Origin of the sequence: Salegentibacter tibetensis, from assembly GCF_020164485.1 — a bacterium.
Classification (GTDB): domain Bacteria; phylum Bacteroidota; class Bacteroidia; order Flavobacteriales; family Flavobacteriaceae; genus Salegentibacter; species Salegentibacter tibetensis.
This window is the reverse complement of record NZ_JAIQZA010000001.1, coordinates 84,869-108,728: the sequence shown is the minus strand read 5'-3', so window position 1 is coordinate 108,728 and position 23,860 is coordinate 84,869. Positions and strand designations below refer to the sequence as shown.

Annotated in this window: 22 protein-coding genes; 7 read left to right on the top strand and 15 right to left on the bottom strand. The window is 37.6% G+C overall.

What is annotated here, in order from left to right:
• Nucleotides 1-61: 61 nt before the first annotated feature.
• Nucleotides 62-787, top strand: coding sequence for a porin family protein (locus LB467_RS00490; protein ID WP_224472072.1), 726 nt, complete (start codon nucleotides 62-64; stop codon nucleotides 785-787).
• On the opposite strand, the gene LB467_RS00485 is transcribed toward LB467_RS00490, so the two are convergent.
• From LB467_RS00485 to pyrH, 8 genes are all read right to left on the bottom strand, one after another.
• Nucleotides 782-1,387, bottom strand: a complete 606-nt coding sequence (locus LB467_RS00485) for a hypothetical protein (protein ID WP_224472071.1) — start codon at nucleotides 1,385-1,387, stop codon at nucleotides 782-784. The genes LB467_RS00490 and LB467_RS00485 overlap by 6 nt on opposite strands.
• Nucleotides 1,387-2,853 carry an RNA polymerase factor sigma-54 gene (gene rpoN, locus LB467_RS00480; RefSeq protein WP_224472070.1) on the bottom strand — a complete coding sequence of 489 codons (1,467 nt, stop codon included), beginning with the start codon at nucleotides 2,851-2,853 and terminating at the stop codon, nucleotides 1,387-1,389. Before rpoN ends, LB467_RS00485 begins: the two co-directional genes overlap by 1 nt.
• Before the next feature lie 235 nt (nucleotides 2,854-3,088).
• Nucleotides 3,089-3,958 carry an RluA family pseudouridine synthase gene (locus LB467_RS00475; RefSeq protein ID WP_224472069.1) on the bottom strand — a complete coding sequence of 290 codons (870 nt, stop codon included), beginning with the start codon at nucleotides 3,956-3,958 and terminating at the stop codon, nucleotides 3,089-3,091.
• A gap of 196 nt (nucleotides 3,959-4,154) precedes the next feature.
• Nucleotides 4,155-5,597, bottom strand: coding sequence for an asparagine--tRNA ligase (gene asnS / locus LB467_RS00470; protein WP_224472068.1), 1,443 nt, complete (start codon nucleotides 5,595-5,597; stop codon nucleotides 4,155-4,157).
• Nucleotides 5,598-5,761: 164 nt separating this feature from the next.
• A complete protein-coding gene (locus tag LB467_RS00465; protein WP_224472067.1) occupies nucleotides 5,762-8,185 on the bottom strand; it encodes an efflux RND transporter permease subunit in 2,424 nt (807 codons plus the stop codon).
• Between the two features lie 78 nt (nucleotides 8,186-8,263).
• Nucleotides 8,264-10,717 (bottom strand): DUF5686 family protein, encoded by a 2,454-nt coding sequence (locus tag LB467_RS00460; protein WP_224472066.1) that lies wholly within the window; start codon nucleotides 10,715-10,717, stop codon nucleotides 8,264-8,266.
• Nucleotides 10,718-10,920: 203 nt separating this feature from the next.
• On the bottom strand, nucleotides 10,921-11,475 hold the full coding sequence (gene frr / locus LB467_RS00455) for a ribosome recycling factor (protein WP_224472065.1): 555 nt from the start codon (nucleotides 11,473-11,475) through the stop codon (nucleotides 10,921-10,923).
• A gap of 31 nt (nucleotides 11,476-11,506) precedes the next feature.
• Nucleotides 11,507-12,214, bottom strand: coding sequence for a UMP kinase (gene pyrH, locus LB467_RS00450; RefSeq protein WP_224472064.1), 708 nt, complete (start codon nucleotides 12,212-12,214; stop codon nucleotides 11,507-11,509).
• Between the two features lie 217 nt (nucleotides 12,215-12,431).
• Here pyrH and LB467_RS00445 point away from each other — a divergent pair, with 217 nt between their 5' ends.
• A complete protein-coding gene (locus LB467_RS00445; RefSeq protein WP_224472063.1) occupies nucleotides 12,432-13,118 on the top strand; it encodes a zinc metallopeptidase in 687 nt (228 codons plus the stop codon).
• Between the two features lie 239 nt (nucleotides 13,119-13,357).
• Here LB467_RS00445 and LB467_RS00440 read toward each other — a convergent pair whose 3' ends face one another.
• From LB467_RS00440 to LB467_RS00425, 4 genes are all read right to left on the bottom strand, one after another.
• Nucleotides 13,358-13,888 (bottom strand): ferritin, encoded by a 531-nt coding sequence (locus LB467_RS00440; RefSeq protein ID WP_224472062.1) that lies wholly within the window; start codon nucleotides 13,886-13,888, stop codon nucleotides 13,358-13,360.
• Nucleotides 13,889-14,070: 182 nt separating this feature from the next.
• Complete coding sequence (locus LB467_RS00435; RefSeq protein ID WP_224472061.1) at nucleotides 14,071-14,385, bottom strand: hypothetical protein; 315 nt, start codon at nucleotides 14,383-14,385, stop codon at nucleotides 14,071-14,073.
• 43 nt (nucleotides 14,386-14,428) lie between these two features.
• Nucleotides 14,429-14,899: an Lrp/AsnC family transcriptional regulator gene (locus LB467_RS00430; RefSeq protein ID WP_224472060.1), complete on the bottom strand. Its 471-nt coding sequence runs from the start codon at nucleotides 14,897-14,899 to the stop codon at nucleotides 14,429-14,431.
• A gap of 52 nt (nucleotides 14,900-14,951) precedes the next feature.
• On the bottom strand, nucleotides 14,952-16,325 hold the full coding sequence (locus tag LB467_RS00425) for a saccharopine dehydrogenase family protein (protein ID WP_224472059.1): 1,374 nt from the start codon (nucleotides 16,323-16,325) through the stop codon (nucleotides 14,952-14,954).
• Nucleotides 16,326-16,428: 103 nt separating this feature from the next.
• Between LB467_RS00425 and LB467_RS00420 the strand changes: the two genes are divergently transcribed.
• Nucleotides 16,429-16,818, top strand: a complete 390-nt coding sequence (locus LB467_RS00420; protein ID WP_224472058.1) for a DUF423 domain-containing protein — start codon at nucleotides 16,429-16,431, stop codon at nucleotides 16,816-16,818.
• Between the two features lie 76 nt (nucleotides 16,819-16,894).
• Nucleotides 16,895-18,496 (top strand): phosphoenolpyruvate carboxykinase (ATP), encoded by a 1,602-nt coding sequence (gene pckA / locus LB467_RS00415; RefSeq protein WP_224472057.1) that lies wholly within the window; start codon nucleotides 16,895-16,897, stop codon nucleotides 18,494-18,496.
• A gap of 131 nt (nucleotides 18,497-18,627) precedes the next feature.
• On the opposite strand, the gene LB467_RS00410 is transcribed toward pckA, so the two are convergent.
• Nucleotides 18,628-19,374 carry a uroporphyrinogen-III synthase gene (locus tag LB467_RS00410; RefSeq protein ID WP_224472056.1) on the bottom strand — a complete coding sequence of 249 codons (747 nt, stop codon included), beginning with the start codon at nucleotides 19,372-19,374 and terminating at the stop codon, nucleotides 18,628-18,630.
• 28 nt (nucleotides 19,375-19,402) lie between these two features.
• A complete protein-coding gene (locus tag LB467_RS00405) occupies nucleotides 19,403-20,020 on the bottom strand; it encodes a DUF4271 domain-containing protein (RefSeq protein ID WP_317196331.1) in 618 nt (205 codons plus the stop codon).
• Nucleotides 20,021-20,165: 145 nt separating this feature from the next.
• Between LB467_RS00405 and LB467_RS00400 the strand changes: the two genes are divergently transcribed.
• Genes LB467_RS00400 through LB467_RS00390 form a run of 3 tightly spaced genes read left to right on the top strand, consistent with a single transcriptional unit; the run spans nucleotide 20,166 to nucleotide 22,775 of the window.
• Entirely contained in the window at nucleotides 20,166-20,900 is a 735-nt protein-coding gene (locus LB467_RS00400) for a polyprenol monophosphomannose synthase (protein ID WP_224472054.1), read from the top strand.
• The gene (locus LB467_RS00395; protein WP_224472053.1) at nucleotides 20,897-22,240 is read left to right on the top strand and encodes a dihydroorotase; all 1,344 of its coding nucleotides are present in this window, start codon (nucleotides 20,897-20,899) and stop codon (nucleotides 22,238-22,240) included. Before LB467_RS00400 ends, LB467_RS00395 begins: the two co-directional genes overlap by 4 nt.
• Before the next feature lie 19 nt (nucleotides 22,241-22,259).
• Nucleotides 22,260-22,775 (top strand): DUF4296 domain-containing protein, encoded by a 516-nt coding sequence (locus tag LB467_RS00390; protein ID WP_224472052.1) that lies wholly within the window; start codon nucleotides 22,260-22,262, stop codon nucleotides 22,773-22,775.
• Here LB467_RS00390 and LB467_RS00385 read toward each other — a convergent pair.
• Nucleotides 22,766-23,779: an NAD-dependent epimerase/dehydratase family protein gene (locus LB467_RS00385; protein WP_224472051.1), complete on the bottom strand. Its 1,014-nt coding sequence runs from the start codon at nucleotides 23,777-23,779 to the stop codon at nucleotides 22,766-22,768. The two genes, LB467_RS00390 and LB467_RS00385, sit on opposite strands and share 10 nt — an antisense overlap.
• Nucleotides 23,780-23,860: the final 81 nt, after the last annotated feature.

The following is a 23,860-nucleotide window of genomic DNA, read 5'->3' as shown; positions in this document are numbered from 1 at the left end:
AAATTTAAATATTTGGCAGGATGTTTTTTTATCTTTAAACCCAAAATACCTGTGGTTTAAAATGAATAAAATATTCAAGGCCTTCTTCTTTTTTATTTTTCTTAGCGCTCCACTTTCGGCCCAGACTGAATTTGAGAACAGGTTAGAAAAAATTCCCGATACTGTTCCTTCGGTAATAGATAGTTTATACCGGGAAGATCAATTTTATGTTGGCTTAACTTTTAATCTTATAAGCAATAAGCCTGAAACTATTTCCCAATCTGGATTTTCAGGCGGTGTTCACGCCGGTTTTACCAGGGATTTTCCGCTCAATAAGCGTAGAAATATTGCTATTGCTGCTGGTTTGGGCTGGTCCTTTAATAGTTATAGTCACAACCTGTTTATAGGAGAAGATCAAAATGGAGAAAGCATCTTTAGGAACCTTACGCGTGATATTGATTATAGCACAAACCGCTTTTCTACACACCTTATAGAAGCGCCGCTGGAATTCCGTTGGCGTACTTCTACAGCCGAAACGTATAAATTCTGGAGGGTTTATACCGGACTTAAATTGGGTTATATTTATCACTTCAAAACTAACTTTGTGCAACCCGATAATCAGGTGGTTCAAACTGATGTTCCTGAATTAGATCGTTTCCGAATGGGAGCAACCTTTACTTTTGGTTATAATACTTTTAATTTCCACCTTTATTACAGCCTTAATTCCCTGTTTCCCGATGCTCAATTAAATGCTGAAACCATAGATATTTCAGTATTTAGAGTGGGGTTAATGTTTTATGTTCTATAGCCAGTAATATAGAACCAAAGCCTGAGGTATCACGCCACACGCAAACCCTAATAAAAGTTCGTTAAAGCTATGTGCCTTGTAATAAATCCTGGAAGAGGCGGTTAAACCAAGAGCAAGTATTAAAAAGCTAATAGTGTAGGTCAAATCAATTTTGAAATTCAGGCTTATACCAATTAGAAAGATTAAAAGACTGCCCATACCCATCATGTGCAAACTTGCTTTCAATCTAAACATCACCAACGTAAAGGCTAAAAGAGTGGCGAAGAGAATTCCTGCAAAATAGTAATAAAGTGCGGCGTAGTTATAGGCGTTAAGAATTTGATTTAACACCATGGTAATTAAAATAGCGTAAAAAAGCAGGGGCCATTTACGCTCCTTAACATCTTTTAAAAATATAGATTGTGCTTTTCCGAGATTTTTAAGCAAAAAATAAAAAACTACAGGAATAAATATAGTAAGTATTGCGATAGCCAGTAATTTAGCTTGTACTACCCCATCAGGAAAAAATCTGGGAGTGAAAACGAAATACAAAAAACTCCCCGCCAGCGGAATCCACAGGGGGTGAAAAATAAAAGAAGCACTTTTTAAAAGGAACCTCATTAAATCTCTTTTCGGAGCCTTGCAACTGATATATCCAGCTGTTCTCTATATTTGGCCACCGTTCTGCGGGCAATAGGATAGCCTTTATCTTTAAGAACCTTTGCAAGCCTTTCATCGGTAAGCGGTTTCCGTTTGTCTTCCTCCTCTATAGACATTTCCAGAATCTTCTTGATTTCACGCGTGGAAACATCTTCGCCCTGATCGTTTTTCATCGATTCAGAGAAGAATTCTTTTATGAGTTTTGTGCCGTAAGGGGTGTCAACATATTTACTATTAGCAACCCTGGAAACTGTAGAAACATCCATTTCGATTTCATCAGCAATATCCTTTAAGATCATAGGTCTCAGGTTGCGCTCATCTCCGGTAAGGAAATATTCCTTCTGGTAGTTCATAATAGAACTCATAGTTACCATTAAGGTTTGCTGCCTTTGCTGTATGGCTTCAATAAACCATTTTGCTGCATCTAACTTCTGTTTTATAAACATCACCGCATCCTTCTGGGCTTTTGTTTTTTCTTTAGATTCCTTGTAGCCTTTCAGCATATCGCTATAATCACGGGAAACGTGCATTTGCGGCGCGTTTCTCCCATTAAGGCTTAATTCTAAGTCCCCATCTACGATTTTTATGGTGAAATCTGGGATCACGTGTTCTACCATCCTGGTATTTCCGGAATAAGAACCACCCGGTTTAGGGTTTAAATGCTCAATTACATCTATGGCTTCCCGAAGTTCGTCTTCAGAAATATCGTGTCTTGAAAGTATTTTCGTGTAATGTTTTTTGCTGAATTGATCAAAAGAGCGATCTAAAATATCCTCAGCTAATTCAACGGCTTTTGTGGGCTCTCTGCGCCTTAATTGTATAAGAAGGCATTCCTGAAGCGATCTTGCGCCTACGCCTGCCGGATCCAGTTCCTGAACCTTTTTAAGTACTTTCTCCACCGCCTTTTCATCGGTATAAATATTCTGGGTAAAGGCCAGGTCGTCTACAACGTCCTGTAATTCCCTTCTTAAATAACCACTTTCATCTACACTACCCACTAAAAAGGCTGCGATCTGCTCTTCGGTTTCATCAAACCTAAGGGTGCTTAACTGCGTGGTTAAATATTGGGTAAACGATGTTCCCGATGCGTAGGGCACGCTTTTCTCATCATCATCGGGGCTGTAATTATTCGCCTGAAGCCTGTAATTTGGTACCTCGTCATCACTCAAATATTCATCAACATCAATTTCAGTTTCTATAGATTCGGTTCCTTCGTCTTCCCGATCTTTATCATTATAATCGTCTTCATATTCCTCATACTCATCCTTGTTTTCCTGCTTGCCATCTTCCAGGGCAGGATTTTCCTCCAACTCCTGTTTTATACGCTGCTCAAAAGCCTGCGTAGGAAGTTGTATAAGCTTCATCAGCTGAATCTGCTGAGGGGAAAGCTTTTGGGATAATTTGAGATTTAATTGCTGTTTAAGCATAAATTTATTTTGCTTTACTCGATAATCGAGATTTAAATACTTCGAGGCTTGCCTCGCAATCTAGATATATTTTCAAAAATTGCCCATTGGGGTTTAACCCGATGTAGTTGCTCACTCACTAAGTGAGATGTAAATTATTTCAACGCTAAGTCAAAACAATTGTTGTTCATTACAAAAATAAGCAAAACAAAGCGACACAGCCTTTGGCATAGTAAATGATTGTGGTAAAATTTTGTTAAGTATTCTTAGCTAAACTCTTAATTTCCCTGAATTTCTTCGGAAGTGGAAGCTCAAACCTCATATTTTCCTTAGTTACAGGGTGTTGAAATTCAAGGCCCGTTGCCGCTAAAAACAAACCTCCTTTTTTGATTATTTCTGAAGTTTTACCGTAAATATTGTCGCCCACAATGGGATTGTCGTTTGTGGCTAAATGAATTCTTATCTGATGCGTTCTTCCTGTTCTGGGAAATGCTTTTACCAGGCTAAAATTTTCACTTTTAATCTGAAAATGCTCTAAAACTTCAATTTTGGTTTCAGCTTCTTTTTCCTCAACAGGATCTTTTAGAATAATTGAACCCGGAAGTAGTCCAAAAACCAACGCGTGATAACTTTTTTGAATATTTTTTTCTTCAAAAAGCCTGTTCAAATCCACCTGAACCGATTTGCTTTTCGCAATAAGCAATAAGCCTGATGTTGGGTTGTCTAATCGGTGAACGGGCAGGGGAGCAGGCAAGGCATCTTTGACTTTAGTTTTTTTAAAATTAAAAGGTAAGGCGTTCTCAATAGTTTTAAAATAATTTCCGCTGGTGGGAATTCCTGCCGGTTTATGAATAACCGCCAGATAATCATCTTCAAAAATTATCTCAAGTTTTAAAGTATATACTTTTTTCACCGGATTTTCGATTTCGAGTAATTCCAGTTTTTGACCTTCTTTAATCCAGTCAGAAGTTTTTGCGGCTTGCCCGTCTAAAAGGATAAGACCTTTTTTTAAAGCTTTTTTAAGTGAACTTTTGGTGGGAAGTGAAGTGAAAATAGAAACCGCATATTCCTGCAGCCTGATTTTCTCGGCAACAGCCGGAACAATATGCGTTTCTTTGATTTTCAATGACTATTCGCTTGTTAGGTAGGGAATTTTTATAACATCGTCATCCTGAATTTATTTCAGGATCTAAGTTGTTGGTATTTTGAATTGTTAGAAGCTGAAACAAGTTCAGCTTGACGAAAACAACAAATTTTTTAAATACTTTAAAAAACCTCACAGGTTTCGAAAACCTGTGAGGTTTGAGAATATCTAAAACTGTTTAGAACTCAGCATTACCGGGGAATCTTGGGAAAGGAATTACATCCCTGATATTTCCCATCCCGGTTACAAATTGTACCAATCTTTCAAATCCAAGTCCGAAGCCACTGTGTACGCAGGTTCCAAACTTTCGGGTGTCCAGGTACCACCACAATTCTTTTTCGTCTATATTTAATTCCTTCATTTTATTTTGAAGCACTTCTAAACGCTCTTCCCTTTGCGAACCGCCAACAATTTCACCAATTCCAGGGAATAAAATGTCCATCGCTCTTACCGTCTTTCCATCTTCGTTAAGGCGCATATAGAAAGCCTTGATATTTGCAGGATAATCAAATAAAATCACGGGGCATTTAAAGTGCTTTTCAACTAAAAAACGTTCGTGCTCACTCTGCAAGTCGGCGCCCCATTCTTCTATAATATAGTTGAATTTCTTCTTTTTGTTTGGTTTACAATTTTTAAGGATCTCAATAGCTTCAGTATAACTTACCCTTTTAAAATTGTTGTCTATCACAAAATTAAGCTTCTCCAAAAGTCCCATTTCGCTACGCTCAGCTTTGGGTTTGGCATCTTCTTCGGTTTTAAATCTTTTGTCAAGGAATTCAAGATCGTCCTGGCAGTGATCAACAATATATTTCAGCACATATTTTATGAAACTTTCAGCTAAATCCATATTGCCATCAAGGTCACAGAAAGCCACTTCGGGCTCTATCATCCAGAATTCGGCTAAGTGACGGGATGTGTTGGAATTTTCAGCTCTAAAGGTTGGACCAAAAGTGTACACCTGTCCTAATCCTAAAGCATAAGTTTCAGCTTCTAATTGCCCTGAAACAGTTAAGTTGGTCTCTTTTCCGAAGAAATCTTCACGAAAATCGATACTTCCGTCTTCATTCTTAGGTGGGTTTTCGAGGTCTAAAGCGCTAACACTAAACATTTCCCCGGCACCTTCGGCATCGCTCCCTGTAATTATTGGGGTGTTTACATAATGGAAGTTATTTTGCTGAAAATAACTGTGCACGGCAAATGACAGTTTGGAGCGTACACGCATAATTGCACCAAAAGTATTGGTGCGCACACGCAAATGAGCCTGTTCCCTTAGTTTTTCAAGGCTGTGACGCTTTGGAGAAAGAATGGTAAGTTTTACCTCTTCCGGATTAGCATCGCCGTGAACACTAAATTCTTTTACTTCAATCTCAACGCGTTGTTGTTTCCCCTGACTTTCAACAAGAGTACCTTTTACGCAAATCGCCGCACCTATGGTGATTCGTTTCAGTTCTTCCTGATCAAAATTTTCAAAATCTATTACACATTGCAGGTTGTTAATGGTAGAACCATCATTTAAGGCAATAAAGCGATTGCTCCTAAAAGAACGAACCCAGCCGTTCACCTCAAATTCCTGTAGAAATTGATTGCTGTCTAATATTTCAGCAATTTTTGCTTGTATCATTTATGTTAGATTTAGAAAAAACAAATATAATTTTTCCGTCCCAGCCTGCAAAGCAAGCCTGTTTTTATTAATCCCTCCAGAGGGTTTAATTCCCCGGAGGCTAGCTTCGAATGAAAAAATAATTTTCCAACTCATACCTCGTGGGCTTACCCCGAGGTACTTGATTATCTTTCTGAATTTTTAGATTCTTCCTTCTCAATTTCGGCCTCGTCTTCTTCGGTCTCAATGATTTTCATTGCCGGCTCTTTTAATACTTCTTTATTGGCGATGTTTTTCTCTAATGAAAGCAATAATGATGGTAGCAATAACAAATTGGCAAGCATTGCAAAAAGCAAAGTTGCTGAAACCAGGCCGCCAAGGGCTACCGTGCCGCCAAAACTACTGATCATAAATACCGAAAATCCAAAAAACAGGACGATAGAAGTATAGAACATACTTACGCCGGTTTCCCGCAAAGCCGCGTAAACTGAACGTTTTATTTTCCAGTTATTTGCTTTAAGCTCCTGCCTGTATTTTGCCAAAAAGTGAATGGTGTCATCTACCGATATCCCGAATGCGATACTAAAAACCAGAATGGTGGAAGGTTTTATGGGTACACCTAAAAAGCCCATCATTCCCGCGGTTACCAGCAAAGGAAGTAGGTTGGGAACCAGGGAAACCAGGATCATTCTAAACGACCTAAACATCCAGGCCATAAATAAAGCGATAAGCAAAATGGCCAGCGAGAGTGAAATAATAAGGTTTCTCACCAGATAGTTAGTTCCTTTTTGAAAGATGAGCGCTTTCCCCGTCATTGAGATTTCGTAACGTTCATCTGGAAATATTTTATTGATCTTTGGCCAGAGATCTTTTTCCAGCTCCTCCATTTTATCGGTGCCCACATCTTTCATGTAAGTGGTGATCCTGGCGTATCTTCCGGTACTGTCTATATAGGAGGTGAGCAGGTTTTCATCTGAAGAAAACCCTTTGGTGTACGGCATTATAAAGTTTTGTTCCTGCGAACTCGGCAATTGATAGTATTGGGGTTCCCCGTTATAAAAAGCCTGTTTAGAATATTTTACCAGCCTGGTTATCGAAATTGGTTGTGAAAATTCAGGAATTTCAGCAAGATGGTTTTCTAATTCTTCCATTCGCTTGAGCGTGGCCGATTTTAAAACCCCATTCTTCCTTTTTGTATCAACAAGGATTTCCAAAGGCATAACGCCATCAAATTCCTCTTCAAAGAATTTTATATCCTGGAAGAATTCCGCCTCCTTTGGCATATCCTCAAGTAAACTCCCCGAGATTTTTATAGTGTAGATTCCAATAATACTCGCTACCAAAAGGACAATTGAAATTATGTAAATGCTGATTCGGCGATGCCTTACCATACGCTCCATCCAACCCACAAAACCACCTATCCAGCGTTTGTTAAGGTGTTTTAGGTGTTTGCGTTTGGGCAAATTCATATAACTGTAGATAATGGGGATTATCAATAGGCTAAGGATAAATATCGCCACAATATTGATGGAAGCCACGATACCGAATTCCTTCAGCAGTGTGCTATCTGTTAGTATAAAAGTTGCAAAACCAGATGCTGTAGTAATATTGGTCATTAAAGTGGCATTACCCACTTTGGTAATTACCCTTTGTAATGATTTTGCCTGGTTCCCGTGCTTTTTAATTTCATGCTGATATTTATTAATTAGGAAAATACAATTGGGAATTCCTATAACAATAATTAAAGGAGGGATCAGCGCAGTAAGTACCGTGATTTCATAATTGAACAATCCTATTACCCCAAAGGCCCACATTACGCCAATACAAACCGTGATCATGGAAATAATTGTCGCTCTAATAGATCTGAAAAAGAAGAAAAAAATCAGGGAAGTAACCCCCAGCGCAGCTAAAATAAAAAGCCCGATCTCATCGATTATATTTTGGGAATTCAGGGTTCTTATATAAGGCATTCCGGAGACTTTTACGTCTATGCCGGTTTTTTCTTCAAAATTAAGGATGAGGGGTTGCAGTTCATCCATAACAAAGATTTTTCGTTCCTTAGAATTTACGATCTCCTTATTCAGATAAATAGCAGATTGTATGGTGTTGGAATGCGAGCTATAAACCAGGTTTTCGTAAAATGGCAGCTCGTTATAAAGTTGGTTTTCATATTGCTGAAGTTCTTCTTTAGTGGGGTTTTCTTCAGAAACGAAAGGAACCATCTCAAAGCGGCTGGGATCTTCAAACTTCTTTAATTGCTGAAGATTACTCACCGAAATCGCATAATCTACCGCAGAATAAGCTTCCAGGGTTTTTGTTAGTTCTTTCCAGGCCTGGAAATTTTCGGGTTGGAAAAGTGTAGAATCTTTTATACCAAGAAGAATAAGATTTCCTTCATCACCAAATTTATCCAGGAATTCGTTATAAGCAATATTTTCTTCATGATCATCTGGTAAGAGATTAGCTTCAGTATAAGAAAACCGCATGTTCTTCCACTGCGTAGAAAAGAACACCGTAGTGGCGATAATGAGTAATAGTATTATAATCCTGTTGCGCAGAATTAATCGCGCAACCGAGTTCCAGAATCCGAAACTAAAAATCTTGGCCATGGGAAGTTTTTAAGGGAGCGCAAAGGTATAAAAAGGAAGCCTATTTATCAGGGTTTAAGCAGCTAAACTGGGGCGGGCTTAAATATCTAAATGGAATGTGAATTTAAAAGCGAAATTTTCTGCAAAACTAGGCAGACTGTAAGGCCCGTAGCGATAGGCTGCACCCAAACCAAATCCTACAAGGATTTTTTGTAATTCTATCCCAAATTCGTGATACCCATGTTCTAAACTTTTAAACGGAATATTATGCCGCTCAGGATTGCTGATATCTCCAATCACATGGCGGGAAATAAAAACAAGTTCAGGCTGAATTAACCTGTGAACATTTATAGGTCTTAATTGATGCTTTATGTGAAGACTTGCCTGCTTATCACTGAAAAATTCGTTGTAATACATCGTTTCAAAACTGCGTCTTCCTGCCACCGAAAACCGATTTAAAATGCCTTCCCGTGCAGGGCTGTTCGGCAGGGAGTGGAATAAATGGGTGAGGGGAACCTCGCCGGCAGCGTAGTTTCCTTCCAGGATAATTTCTGTTCGGGATTGGTTAAGCCTTTTAATTTCGTGCTCTACTAAAAGACCAAATTTGGTGTAATCAAAATCGCTTCCAAATATCCCGGAAATCCCTTTCGTAATTTGTCCTGTAAATTTGGGATAGCCTTTTTCTATTAATTGGTTGGAATCTGGTGTTCTAAGAAATTTAGCGAATGGCCGCCATAAGAATGAAAATATAGCTTCGGAAAGTGTGTATTCAGAAAGTACCTGATCGTTTATTAAAAACCTGTAATCCCTGGTTTGAGAAATATCACTTTTAGAAAGCTGAAGTTCAGTTTTAAAATCAGAACCAAATCTATGGGTTAAGCCACTACTTATTGTATGATGTTCATAAAAGAAATTAATATTTACAAATCGTGGGTCAAAGATAGAAAAGTCGTTTTTTCCCTGTAAGTAGCTGAAACTTCCGGTTTCAACGATATCACGGGTGTAATTAAGTTTAAGATCGGTTTCAGTAGCTTTTTTTAGATGAATTGAGGTTCCCAGGTTGTATTTAAAAACTTCGTCTTTGGTACCGTAAGCCAGATAGCTGTTAACAGTGAATTTATCTGAAATTTGATCGTTAGTCTTCCCACCAAGTCCCAACCGAATTCCTTCATAATTATTGAACTTAAAAAATTTCCCAAGGTCAAAATCCCAGAATCCCACAGGGTAGAAACCAGTAGAAACCGAATTTTGTAGCGCTAATTTTTCTTCAATGTTATTTTCCTTGATAAGGATTTTGGCGCGCTGGCGACTTATTTTATTTTGCGTGCTTAAAACTTCAGTCCTGTTTTGTTTCCAAAAGTTTTCCTCGCGAGAATTTGCTTCAGGTGCGACCACAATTTCAGCTGAAGTTTCTAAAATTTCATCAGAATTCAATTGAATATCAAAATTGGTGCTTGTAGCGTTTAGGAAAAGATTTGGATCGCCTTCTCCCGGGGCAAGAACATTATTCAGAATAGATTCTTTTGTCTGGAGTGTTCCCACAGATATAATTCCGCCAAAAACCGAAATCGCTTTATCGCCATTACCGGGACGAATCGTTGTTTTTTGTGCTTTTGGAAACCATAGATTTTCTTCTGGAAAATATTGATATTCCTGCTCTATTTCCAATTTTATAGCTCCCAAAAGTTGCGCTTTTGCCTGTTGAATGGCAAAGGTTTCGGTATCTAAATAGAGAACACCTTCTAAACCGGCAACGGCACGTTGTCTTTTTGGTTTAAAATAAATTACATAAGCCGGTCGCGATGCTTCGGTGGTGTCTAAAATTTTAAAAGTATAATTCTTAAAAGCCGATTTCTGCAAGGGCGCGGCATAATCGGTTTTAAATATTCGAAAATCTTTGTGATACAGTGAAAACGGATTAACGGAAAGGGATAGAATCTCGTAGATCGGTTTTTCAAACCCCGCGGTATTTAAGGCCTGAACTTCTTCTTTTAAACCTTGTTTTTGCGTAAAATAATACCTGGATAGTTTTTCTGAAAAATAACTGGCTTCCGAATTAATTACCGTGCCTATTTCAAAATTAGTGCTGTCGCTCTGCATCTGCAATGAGGCAGATTCATTGTCTATAATAAACTTGTTGTAATTTTTAAAATTGAAGTTTTTTAGCTTTTCTTCAGGATCGTTCTGGGCTTTACGCGCAATAGCTTTTTCAATGATGGAGTTGGCCTTATTTTTTTCTGAAGAAATGGTGACAGGATCAAGCCCTTCAATTTTTGGAGTTAATTTAATCCTGACGAATTCTACGTCTTTTGAAACTTTAAAATTTTGAGTTTCGAAACCTACATAAGAAACCTTAATCTCGGTTTCATCTTGAGTAAGGGTGAGGGAAAAACTACCGTCTATTTTGCTTAAAGTTTCTTCTTCTCCAAAAATTATTTTAGCATAGGCGAGAGGCTCGCCGGTTTGTTCGTTTACAATCCTTCCCCTTAATTGTTGCTGTGCAAAAACAGTAAAGGAAAAAAGCAGAAAAATAAGCAATAACGGGTAACGCATAGGTTTTTCTGGATTGTGAACAAAAATTGATTAAGCACTAAAATAAAAAGAGACTGTTTGAAGAGTCTTGATTTTGTCAAGCTGAACTTGTTTCAGACTTTATCCCGAATTTACTTCGGGATAAAGTCTGAAACAAGTTCAGAATGACGATTTTTACAACTTTTCAAACAGCCCGTAATTTACTATAAGAAACTGACTTGGTATTATATAGTCATAATTTCTTTTTCTTTGTTTTCAAGAATGCGGTCAATTCTGGTAATATGAGCGTCGGTTAATTCCTGAACTTCATTTTCGGCATCTCTAAGCAAGTCTTCAGAAATATCCAGCTTTTTCAATTCGTTGTTAGCTGTTTTTCTATCGTTTCTTACTCCAATTTTAGCGTCTTCAGCTTCAGCTTTTGCCTGTTTCGTAAGTTGTTTACGACGCTCTTCGGTAAGTGGTGGAACGCTTATAATAACGTTTTCCCCATTATTCATAGGGTTAAAACCGAGGTTGGCTATCATAATTCCTTTTTCAATTTCAGGAATTAATTTTTTCTCGAAAGGCTGAACAGAAATGGTTCTCGCATCTGGTGTGTTCACATTGGCAACCTGTTGAAGCGGAGTTTGAGCTCCATAGTATTCTACCATTACACTACCAAGCATTCCCGGATTGGCTTTACCGGCACGAATATTTTGCAATTGTTTTTTAAGATGTTCAATTGCTTTATCCATTCCTTCTTTAGCCGTGTCTATAATAAATTCAATTTCGTCTTCCATTTTTAAAATATTAGTTGAGCGTAATAAATCTCTATAAATTAACTTTTGTACCTATTTTTTCGCCGGTTACTACTTTTAGAAGATTTCCGGGGGTATTCATATCAAAAACAATAATTGGCAACTCATTTTCCTGACTTAAAGTAAAAGCCGTGGTATCCATTACTTTCAGCCCTTTTCTAATCACGTCGTCAAAAGAAATAAAATCGAATTTTGTGGCCTGCTTATCTTTTTCAGGATCGGCATTGTAAATACCATCTACACGTGTGCCTTTTAAAATCACATCTGCATGGATTTCAATTGCTCTTAAAACCGCGGCAGAATCTGTAGTAAAATAAGGGTTCCCTGTTCCTCCACCAAAAATTACCACCCGGCCTTTCTCTAAATGGCGTATAGCTTTTCTTCTAATAAAAGGTTCGGCTACTTCATTTATTTTAATGGCCGATTGCAGTCTTGTTTGAACCTCGGCATCTTCCAGGGCGCTTTGTAAAGCCAGCCCGTTAATTACGGTGGCAAGCATTCCCATATGATCTCCCTGCACTCTGTCCATTCCTTTGCTGGCTCCGGCAACACCTCTGAAAATGTTTCCGCCGCCAATTACAATGGCTACTTCTATTCCTTTATCGGTTACTTGTTTGATTTCTTCGGCATATTCTGCCAATCGATCGGGATCTATGCCATATTGGCGTTTTCCCATTAATGCTTCTCCAGATAATTTTAAAAGTATTCTTTTGTATTGCATAGCCTTTTTGTAGTGATTGGTGCAAATATAGGTAATATCTTAAATTGAAAAATAACATATTAGCAATCAATCTTCCGCTAATTACCAATTTTTTTGTTGAAGTGTTAGTTTGATTTCAGTTAAAATTATGTGAGTTTATTTTAAAATGTCAGCGATAGTTTACGAAATCAAATGGCGAGGTTTTTGCTATCTTTGAACTAATAAAACAGAAAAGAAAATGTTAGGATATTATGTTATAGCAGGACTCATTTTTATAGTGAGTTTGTATGTAAGCAATAGATTGAAGAGTAAGTTTAAGAAATACTCTAAAGTTCATTTGCAAAACGGAATGAGCGGAAAAGAGCTCGCCGAAAAAATGTTGCGGGATAACAACATTAATGATGTGAAAGTAATCTCCACTCCCGGAATGTTAACCGACCATTATAATCCGCAAAAAAAGACCATTAACCTTTCTGAAGGTGTTTACAGCCAGAGAAATGCCGCTGCTGCCGCTGTGGCGACGCACGAAACAGGCCACGCTATTCAGCATGCCAATGCTTACAGTTGGTTAACAATGAGGAGCCAGTTAGTACCGGTGGTGAGTGTAGCTTCAAGGTTTTCACAGTGGGTGATTTTTGGAGGATTAATTCTTATGGCTACTACTGCCCTTGGAAGCACTATCTTACTTCTTGGAATTATAATGTTCGGGATGGGAACTTTATTCAGTTTTATAACGTTACCGGTGGAATACGATGCGAGTAAACGCGCTTTAGCCTGGTTAGAAAACGAGAATATGGTTTCAGGAAAAGAACACGAAGCGGCCGAAGATTCACTTAAATGGGCTGCAAGAACCTATGTGGTTGCTGCAGTTGGTTCTTTAGCGACCTTACTTTATTTCCTTAGTATTTATATGGGAAGGGATTAATCTTAAAAATATTTCTTCGGAAAATTTATAAAAGAAAGAGGCTGTCTATAAAGTAATATAAATCGTCATTCTGAACTGGTTTCAGAATCTAAGATGTTGATAATCAAAACATGTTAGAAGCTGAAACCAGTTCAGCTTGACGAAACTAGATCTTTATAGACAGCCTCTTTTTATGAAATTAGATTCTGAAATAAACTCAACTGAACGGGCAGAATGGTTCAGAATGACTTCTTGATAATTTATTCGGTGTTTTTATTTCTAATTTTCGGAATACGCTCATCCAGTAATTTAAGTCCGAGGCCTTCAGTGCCCATTAGATCGAATAACTCCAGTGCACGGCGCATTGTTTGTTCTTCTTCCATTTGCTCTGCAATAAACCATTGTAGAAAATACTCTGTAGTATAATCGTTCACTTTTCGGCATTTTCCAACCAGGTTGTGGATGGATTTTGTAATAGCGATCTCCTGGTCTAAAGCGTTTTCGAAGATTTCTTCCAGAGATTTGAAATCGTGGTTTACGCCACCAACTTCAGGAGAATAGGCGGTACCGCCATTATCGTTAATATATCTAAAGATCTTCATCATATGTTCTCTTTCTTCCGCAGCCTGTTCGTAAAAGAAATCGGCGCTATAAGAAAGGGCATTGTGATCGCACCAGGAAGCCATCGCTAAATAAGCCGATGACGAGTGCGCTTCTTGTTCAATTTGTTTATTTAAAAGATCCATAACATCTACATGGATACTTAATTTTTGTCTTACTAAATCTTTCATCTGTTTATAATTTTAATCCCAATTTAAAAATTTGACACTGGCATAATCATCATCCTGTTTATTGTCAATTTTTGGGTCCAGCATTATGCTGGTTTCATTGGTCATTTTTTATAAAATTAACGAAATGGCAAGTAAGAACCTAATTAGGTGTAGAATTTAGAAGTAGTCTAAAGTGCAATAATTTAAACCGAGGTGGTTAGCAGGGAATTAAGTTCAAGCATAGCGAACGTGCCGGTAATAAATTCTTTAAGGTCTATACTTTCTAAAGTATTAAATATGAAGAAATGTTCGCGGTTACACAGCATAAGCATTTCCATCCCGTGCGGGTTCTGCCCGTTAAAATGTGCTTCAAGATCAATTTCTTTAACCTGTTGTCTAAAAGCTAATAACTGGCAAAAACCAAGCTGAATGGTTTTATGCGGAAATTTTATAAAAAAGCACCGCTGCTTATCACATTGATAAGAAATAAAGAATTGAGACTGGTGTAATACTTTCATCCTGGCGCCAAAATTAATTCTTATTTAGAATAAATCCAAAGAATTAAATCTTGATTTGCCTTTTTATTTGCTGATTTAACGAAATAAAGGTTTCTGTTCTCGAAACCCCTCCTATCGCCTGGATGTCTCTATTGAGTACATTCATTAAATGTTCGTTATCTCTACATAAGATTTTGAGAAAAATAGACCAGTTTCCGGTAGTGTAGTGACACTCTATTACCTCAGGAATTTGGCTCAGTTGTTTTACTGCTTGAGGATTGCTAACCGCTTTGTCTAAGTAAACCCCCACAAAAGCCATGGTTTTATAACCAAGCAAGCGGGGGTTTATCATTAATTTAGAGCCTTCGATTAAACCGGCTTTCTCCAGTTTGCGTAAACGTTGGTGAACTGCTGCGCCTGTAATTCCAATATTCCTGGCGATTTCAAGGATAGATTTCTTTGCATCTTCCATTAAAAAATTTAAAATGGTCTTATCTATACCGTCTATAACAACAGTTTCGTTTACAAGTTTCATACGGGAGGTTGGTTTAATTAAAAGCTAAAGTAGCAAATTGAATTCAAAAAAATTAATTTCCAACTTCACCATAAGGATTATAGCCTAAATATTCGGTTTCTGTTTCTTTAAAAATAATATCGTGTTTTTCTAATTCCTTCAGGATTGGCCCGTAAACTTCTTTTTTAATAGGAAGCTGAACTCCGGGGGTGGTGATTTCTCCTTTTAAAATTTTTAAAGTCGCAATAGCTACAGGAAGTCCTACGGTTTTTGCCATCGCAGTTTCTTTTTGGTCTTTTCCAATATGAACCATGGTGGCGTCTATTTGTTTTTTCTCGCCATTTAGTTCATAACCAAATTTATGATACATCACGATCATATCTTTATCAGAGGGCGCGAGGCTCCATTTATCCATTAATATTTTTTGAAGGGCTTGTGCCGGTGTGGCTTCTTTAATCCCAATCTTTTTGTCTTTATTGAATAAATCCAGCTCAAGTAATTTTTCCCACATTAAATCATCCTGATCTATTTTTAGGTTATGCCGAAGTTTTAGTTCTACAGTATCGGTGGGAGAATAGGGAAGAAAAGAATTCACAAAGTCACGATAGCTCATATTTTCTGAATCCTTCATCGTAAAACTATCATCTGTCATTCCCAGTTGTACAAACATATTCCAGGCACGGCTGAAGCCAACGCGTCTAATTGTGCCACGAAAGAGCGTAAGTACATTTTCCAGGCCGTAAATGCTCATATAATCCAGCGAATTTCTATTGGCATAACCTTCAAATTTCCCATAATCTTTAATGTGTAAAAGTTCTGTTCTTCTAAACAACCTGTGATATGGAATATATTTGAACTTTCCTTCCTGTATAAACTCCGCCACGCCGCCCTGGCCGGCAACTACCACATTCCTGGGATTCCATGTAAATTTGTAGTTCCAGAGGTTGGTGTCGCTTTCAGGAGCAACAAGGCCTCCTGTAAAAGATTCAAATAGAAGTATTTTTCCGCCTTTATCTCGAATTCTATCTATAACCTGCATCGCACTCATATGATCTATACCGGGATCAACCCCAATTTCGTTCATAAATATGAGTCCGTTTTGCTTTACTTCTTCATCCAGAGCCTTCATTTCTTTGCTGATGTAAGAAGCCGTAACCATATTCTTTTTGAACTTCACGCAGGCTTTGGCCACTTCTATATGAAATCTCGCCGGAAGCATAGAAATTACGATATCAGCATTTTTAACCGCGTTTTCCCTGCTTTCAGCATTAAAAACATCTAAATGAAAGGCTTCGCAAAGGTTTTTATTTCCGCAAGCATTTTTAGCATTTTCAATATCAATGTCTCCAATTTTTAGAAATAAATCTTCGGTCTCGGCTTTAGACAGAAGATGATCAATTAAAACGGAAGTTGATTTTCCCGCCCCGATTATTAAGATATTCTTCATTCTGTTACTTTTTAATGCCCATAATGGGCTTTTCATAAAATAAATTAGTTTTGTGTAGTAGCAACGAATGTATTAAATCTTTAACTGATAAGAAACAACCTAAATGAATAGGAAATTTTTAATAATTGGAGCAATTTTCGGACTTTTAGCAGTGATAATCGGTGCTTTTGGTGCACATGGCTTAAAACCGTTATTAGATGGAGCGTCCAGGGAATCTTTTGAAACCGGAGTTAAATACCAGATGTACCATGCGTTGTTATTGCTTTTGGTGGGAAGTTTTAAATTGCACCAGTTTCGTTTTCAAAAACCAATATTTTTCCTGCTTCTATTTGGGGTAATTTGCTTTTCGGGCTCTATATATTTACTTGCTACTAATAATTTAACACCTATAGACTTTAAAGGAATTGCATTGCTAACCCCGCTGGGAGGCACGCTATTAATAGCGGGATGGATTCTTTTACTTGTGGAATTTATAAAAATAGAGCGTAAATAATTTAAGAAAGTTTAGCGGTTTATCTCTCTAAGATTTATAATTTTGTATTCATAAACAAACCACACACTATAAATTTATGGATGTACATTCCCAAACTACGAAAACGATTTCGTTAGAAGATTACGGGATCAAAAATGCAAGGGTACACTACCAGTTATCTCCAGAAGAACTTCATTATGATACCATAGAACACAATATGGGAGTTGAAGCAAATTCTGGTGCTTTGGCAGTTAATACCGGCAAGTTTACCGGCCGGTCCCCAAAAGATCGTTTTATAGTAAAAGATGAGGTGACCCGCGAAAAAGTTTGGTGGGGAGATATCAATATTCCTTTTGATGCTGTTAAATTCGACAGGCTTTATAATAAGGTTGCAGAATACCTTTCAGATAAAGAAATCTACACTCGTGATGCTTATGCTTGCGCCGAAGAAAAATATCGTCTAAATATTAGGGTGGTAAACGAATATCCCTGGTCTAATATGTTTTCATATAACATGTTTTTAAGGCCTGAAGAAAAAGAATTGAAAAACTTCAGGGAAGACTGGCTAATTCTGAATGCACCGGGTTTCAAAGCAAATCCTGAAGAAGATGGCACGCGACAGGAAAATTTTGCTATTCTTAATTTCAGCAAAAAGATCGCTTTAATTGGTGGGACCGGTTATACCGGTGAAATCAAAAAAGGAATTTTTTCAGCCTTAAATTTTATACTTCCGGTAGATGAGAGTACACTTCCTATGCACTGCTCTGCCAATGTAGGTAAAGATGGAGATACCGCAATATTTTTCGGACTCTCGGGGACTGGGAAAACTACCCTTTCTGCAGACCCAGACCGAAAACTTATTGGAGACGATGAGCACGGCTGGACCAAGGAAAATACAATTTTTAATTTTGAAGGCGGTTGCTACGCCAAAGTGATAAACCTTACCGAAGATAATGAGCCCGAAATTTACCGGGCGATTAAACCGGGCGCCATTTTAGAGAATGTTATTCTGGATGATGAGGGCAATGTAGATTTTACTGATACCAGCATTACTCAAAATACAAGGGTGAGTTATCCTATTGATCATATAGATAACATTCAGGTGCCTTCGGTAGGGGAGAATCCAAAAAATATATTTTTTTTAACGGCTGATGCTTTTGGGGTTTTGCCTCCAATAAGTAAACTTACACCCGGGCAGGCTGCTTATCATTTTATAAGTGGATATACCGCTAAAGTTGCTGGTACCGAAGCAGGAATAAATGAGCCCGTACCTAGCTTTTCAGCTTGTTTTGGCGCTCCATTTATGCCTTTGCACCCTACAAAATATGCCGAAATGTTAAGTGAAAAAATGAAAGAAGCCGGCGTAAACGTTTGGTTGATTAATACCGGCTGGACCGGCGGACCTTATGGAACCGGAAGCAGAATGAAGCTAAAATATACCCGTGCCATGATAAGCGCTGCGCTTAACGGGGAGTTAAAAGATGCTGAATATAGCACGCATAATATGTTTGGCCTGCAAATGCCTGTAGATTGTCCTAAGGTTCCAGCGGAAGTTTTAAATCCCAGAAATACCTGGGAAGATACCGCAGCTTATGATAAAAAAGCCGGAGAACTGGCAAATTCCTTTAAAAAGAACTTTGAAAAGTTTGAAGCATATGCTAATGATGAAATTATGGCCGGCGGGCCAACTTCATCCTAGCATTATTTTTAATTAGTTAATTGAATCAAAAAAATCCGGTGTAAAATGCACCGGATTTTTTATTCTAAATATTATTAACGGGAAGTAATCCTAACTCACTAAGAGTGAGTATTTCAAATACTTCCTGTATGTTACTTCTTGTTTACTTCTGCAATATATTTTTGCAGTGCCATTGTCATGGATGGGGTATCTGGGGTTGGCGCCTTAATATTTACGGTTAGCCCGTGTTCTTTAGCTGCCTTAATAGTAGTGTTGCCAAACACAGCTATTTTAGTTTCTTTCTGCTCAAAATCGGGGAAATTCTCAAATAAAGATTTTATTCCGCTTGGGCTAAAGAATACCAGGATATCATAAGTTACATTTCGCAAGTGCGAAAGATCGCTCACTACGGTTTTATAAAATGTAGCCTGTTTCCAATCAACACCTAATTTGTTTAGGGTTTTAGGTACATCAGGCTTCAGCATATCTGAAGAAGGCAATAAAAACTTCTCGTTCTTGTATTTTTTAATAAGCGGGGAAAGATCGGCAAAAGTTCTTTGACCAACATAAATTTTCCGCTTGCGGTAAACCACATATTTCTGTAAATAATAAGCTACAGCTTCACTTAAACAAAAGTATTTCAGGGTGTCTGGCACCTTAAAACGCAAATCTTCGGCTATTCTAAAAAAATGATCTACCGCATTACGGCTGGTAAGAATGATTGCTGAATATTTGGTAAGGTCTACTTTTTGCTGGCGTACTTCTTTAGAAGAAACACCTTCTACGTGAATAAAAGGGATGAAATCAATTTTTACTTTTTGTTTTTCCTCAAGCTCAAAATAAGGAGAGTTCTCTACTTTAGGTTCGGGCTGGGAAACTAAAATTGTTTTCACTTTCATATATCAATACTTTTATTTGGTCCTTAGTTTAAATTGTAATTAGCTTGTACAAAATAATATAGGGGGCAATTTCGAGAGCGCAAAGGTACAAAATAAAATAAAACCAATTACCCGTAATTAGGTTTTGATTTTTTCGATATATCAATAAAAGGCTAAAAATATTGGTTAGAACCAAAATTCCCAATAGGCTATAAAGGCTTAAGGCGGTAGGAGTAAAGGTGTAGATGAATATTAAGCTGGGAATTAATAATATAAGTCCTATAAAATTACGGTAACTTATTTTTTGATAGAGGTAAGAATCTATCTGTGAATCTAAATTAAAAACATTTCCAACAATTTTTTCCAGACCAAATTTCAGCAAAACAAAACTACCATAGGCCGTGGCTATTCTTATAAATAAAAAGACCGGGTCCAATACTGTGTCTTCCCAGAAAAAATTGTAAAACAGGTAAAAAAGCAGAGAAAAGGAAATAAGATGAACAAAGAACAGCAAAATGTTAAAAGGATGAAAAGCCTTGTTCTTCTTTCCTCTAAACATCATAAATTTGTTTGAGGATAGCAGTGAAAGAAAATCTTCAAAACGCTGTGGATATACAGTTTTTACAATGGCCAGTAATAGAAATGCACCCATTAGCGTTAGGGTGATCCAGTCTAGTGAAACAACATGTCTATCTATAGCTTCCAGGATTAAAACTTTTATGCAAATGTATAATTATTTTGAGGTTAAAACATGAAGCTTAAGCCGGGAAACGAAGATTTAAAATGCATACATTTGTGCAAAAATTGGTAAGATGGTAAAGGGGATAGTCATTGTACCCACCTTTAATGAAATTGAAAACATTGAGCGACTTGTAAGAAACGTGTTTTCTCAACATAAAAAATTTCATATTTTGGTGGTAGATGATAATTCTCCCGATGGTACCGCAACCCGTGTGAGAACACTGCAAGCTGAATTTCATGATAGCCTTTTCCTTGAAGAAAGAATTGGAAAACTGGGTTTGGGAACAGCTTATATTCACGGATTTAAATGGGCGTTACAAAGGGATTACGGGTATGTTTTTGAGATGGATGCCGATTTTTCTCATAATCCCAACGATCTTATAAGGTTATATAACACCTGCAAAAGGAATAATGCCGATGTAGCCATAGGCTCTCGTTATAAAACCGGAGTAAATGTAATTAACTGGCCTATGAGCAGGGTTTTGTTATCCTGGCTGGCATCTAAATATGTAAGATTTATTACCGGAATGGATATTCACGATACCACGGCCGGTTTTGTATGTTATAAACGGAAAGTGCTGGAAACTATAGGCCTGGACAATATTAAGTTTGTAGGCTATGCTTTCCAGATAGAAATGAAGTTTAAGGCATATTTGCTGAAATTTAAATTAGAGGAAGTTCCCGTAATCTTTACAGATAGAACTCGTGGAACTTCAAAAATGAGTGGCTCCATAATTTCTGAAGCCATTTTTGGGGTAATAATAATGAAGATTAAAAGTCTTTTTAAGCAGATTAAATTGAAATGAAGAAAGTCTTAATCAAGAACGCGAAGATTGTAAATGAGGGTAAAATTAAAGAAGCTGATGTTTTTATTGAAGGCGGAATAATTGTAGAAATTGCCGAAAGCATTAGTGCCAAATCCCCAGATGTTCAAATCTTTGATGCCGAAGGTACGCACTTGTTACCCGGCGTGATAGACGATCAGGTACATTTTAGGGAGCCCGGCCTTACTCACAAAGAAAATATAGAAATGGGATCTCGTGCGGCTGTTGCCGGCGGAATTACTTCTTTTATAGAAATGCCCAATACTATTCCTCAAACTACTACCATAGAAAAACTTGAAGAGAAATTTAAGTTGGCTGAAGCGAAATCTTATGCCAATTACTCTTTTATGTTTGGCGGCACCAACGATAATCTTGAAGAAATTCTCAAGGTAGATCCTAAAACAACGGCAGCCTTAAAGCTGTTTTTAGGTTCTTCTACCGGGAATATGCTGGTTGACGACGAAAAAGTTTTGGAACAGATTTTCTCGAAATCGCCTTTGCTAATCGCGGTGCATTGTGAAGATGAAGAGACTATTCAAAAAAACCTGCAGGAATGCGTAGAACGTTATGGCGATGATATTCCGATAGAACTGCATTCTAAAATTAGAAGCGAAGAGGCTTGTTATAAATCTTCTTCAAGAGCAGTTGCTCTTGCTAAAAAAACAGGGGCTAGATTACACGTTTTTCACGTTTCTACCGCAAAAGAATTAAGCTTATTCAGCAATAAGAAAAAGCTTAAAGATAAAAAGATAACTGCTGAGGTTTGTATTCACCATCTTTGGTTTAACGATTCCGATTATCAGAAAAAAGGAACTTTTATTAAATGGAATCCGGCGGTAAAAACTAAAAAAGATCAGGAAGCTTTGATGAAAGCTTTAAATGACGATCTATTGGATGTAGTAGCCACAGATCACGCGCCGCATACTAAGGAAGAAAAGAAAAATGTGTACACCAAAGCTCCAAGTGGTGGTCCATTGGTGCAACATTCACTTGCAGCAATGTTGCAATTTCATCATCAGGAAAAAATTTCTTTAGAGAAGATCGTGGAAAAAATGTGTCATAATCCGGCTATTTTGTTTCAAATAAAAGATCGCGGATTTATTCGTGAAGGTTATAAAGCCGATTTGGTGCTGGTAGATCTAAACGCCCCCTGGGCGGTACAACCAGATAATATTCAGTATAAATGCGGCTGGTCTCCTTTTGAAGGGGTGACCTTTAAATCACGGGTAACGCATACTTTTGTGAATGGTAATCTGGTGTATAAGAATTTCAAACATCAGCCTTTTGCTAATGTGGCGGAGCGTTTGCAGTTTGACCGATAATATGTTTAAAAAACTCTTTTTGTTATTCTTTGTAAGCGTGGCATTTGCCGCTTGCCAGGATATTGAAAAATCTGAAAGGCCAGATGACCTTATCCCGGAAGATAAAATGGTAGATATCATCACTGAAATTTCACTAATGCAATCGGCACGGAATTTTAGTAAACGAATCTTTGAAAATACCGGGATCAAAGGAAAAGAGTACATTTTTGAGAAATACGATATAGATAGTGTTCAGTTTAAACACAGCAACGATTATTATGCCGATAATTATGAAATCTACCAACGTATTTACGATAGCGTCAAACAGGGCTTTGAAAGAATGAAAGTTAAACTGGATACCCTTCAACAACAAGAAAGACGTGTTAAAGATTCTATTGCCGAGGCCAAGCGGGATTCAATTGGCACAAAAGACTCTTTGGATCCTGAAATGGAAAATAGGGTAGATGAGATTTCAGATTCGCTAATCCAGGAAAAGGATTCTTTAAGAATTGAAAACGACAGTTTGCCGGAGCCAATCTCGAGAGATCAGGAGTGATCTTTTTGATAATATTTAGCAGTTTCTGAAATCCCGTCTTTCATAGGAGTAAATTCAAAACCAAGACTTTCCTTGATTTTTTGGTTACTATATCTGGAGGGCTGAAATAAAGTATTTACGGTATTCCTGGTAATTTGCCTTTTTGCACCAAAAAAACCGCCTATTTTCTGAAAAAACCAGGCTAACCAGAGCATCCATTTTTTGAGTGCTTTTTTAGGTTTTGGTTTCTCCAGTTCTGTTGCGATTCTCTCAAAAACCGATTTAAAACTAAGATTTTCTGAAACAAGGATATAGGCTTCATTTTTAATTTCAGTCTGCATAAGTTTTTGCATCACACTTACTACATCGTGTACCCCTACAAATCCGGATATTTTAGGGAAATGATAGCTAATTCCCTTATCAACTTTAGAAAAAATTTGACCGGTTCCTTCTTCCCAGAATCCCGGACCAATAATAACTCCCGGTTTTACAATTACGGTTGGGACGCCTTCTTGCGTACCCCGCCAGGCTTCAATTTCAGCGCCGTATTTAGAAATTGCATAATCGCTGTGATCCTCTTCGGGATTCCATATTGCACGTTCTGTGATTTCTTTATTCTCTAAACTTTTGCCAAGCGCAGCAACACTACTTACATAGCATAGTTTTTCAACTTTAAAAGCAATACAAAGGTTTACGATGTTTGCGGTGCCCTCAATATTTATTTTTCGTAGTTTTTTATCATCTGCAGGATTAAAAGAGACCAGCGCGGCACAGTGGTAAACATACTTTATATTTTCAAAAGCTTTGTTGAGTTGTGGTACGTTGGTGATATCGGCTTCAAACCATTCAATTTGTTGAAATAACGTAGCTGCTTCTTCAGTAGAAGTATAATAATTAAAAACATGCTCAACCGCAGCGAGGTCGCTGTTTTTTCTATGAAGGGCCCTAACTTTTTTACCGGCTTTTAATAAGTTCAGCAATAAATGAGAACCCACCAGTCCAGTGCCGCCTGTTACTAAAATCATTTGGTAAATATACCAAAAGCACTTAGGAAAAATAAGAGTTTATGGTATCTTTACGGCTATTTTTGAGTAAAAGTATTGGAA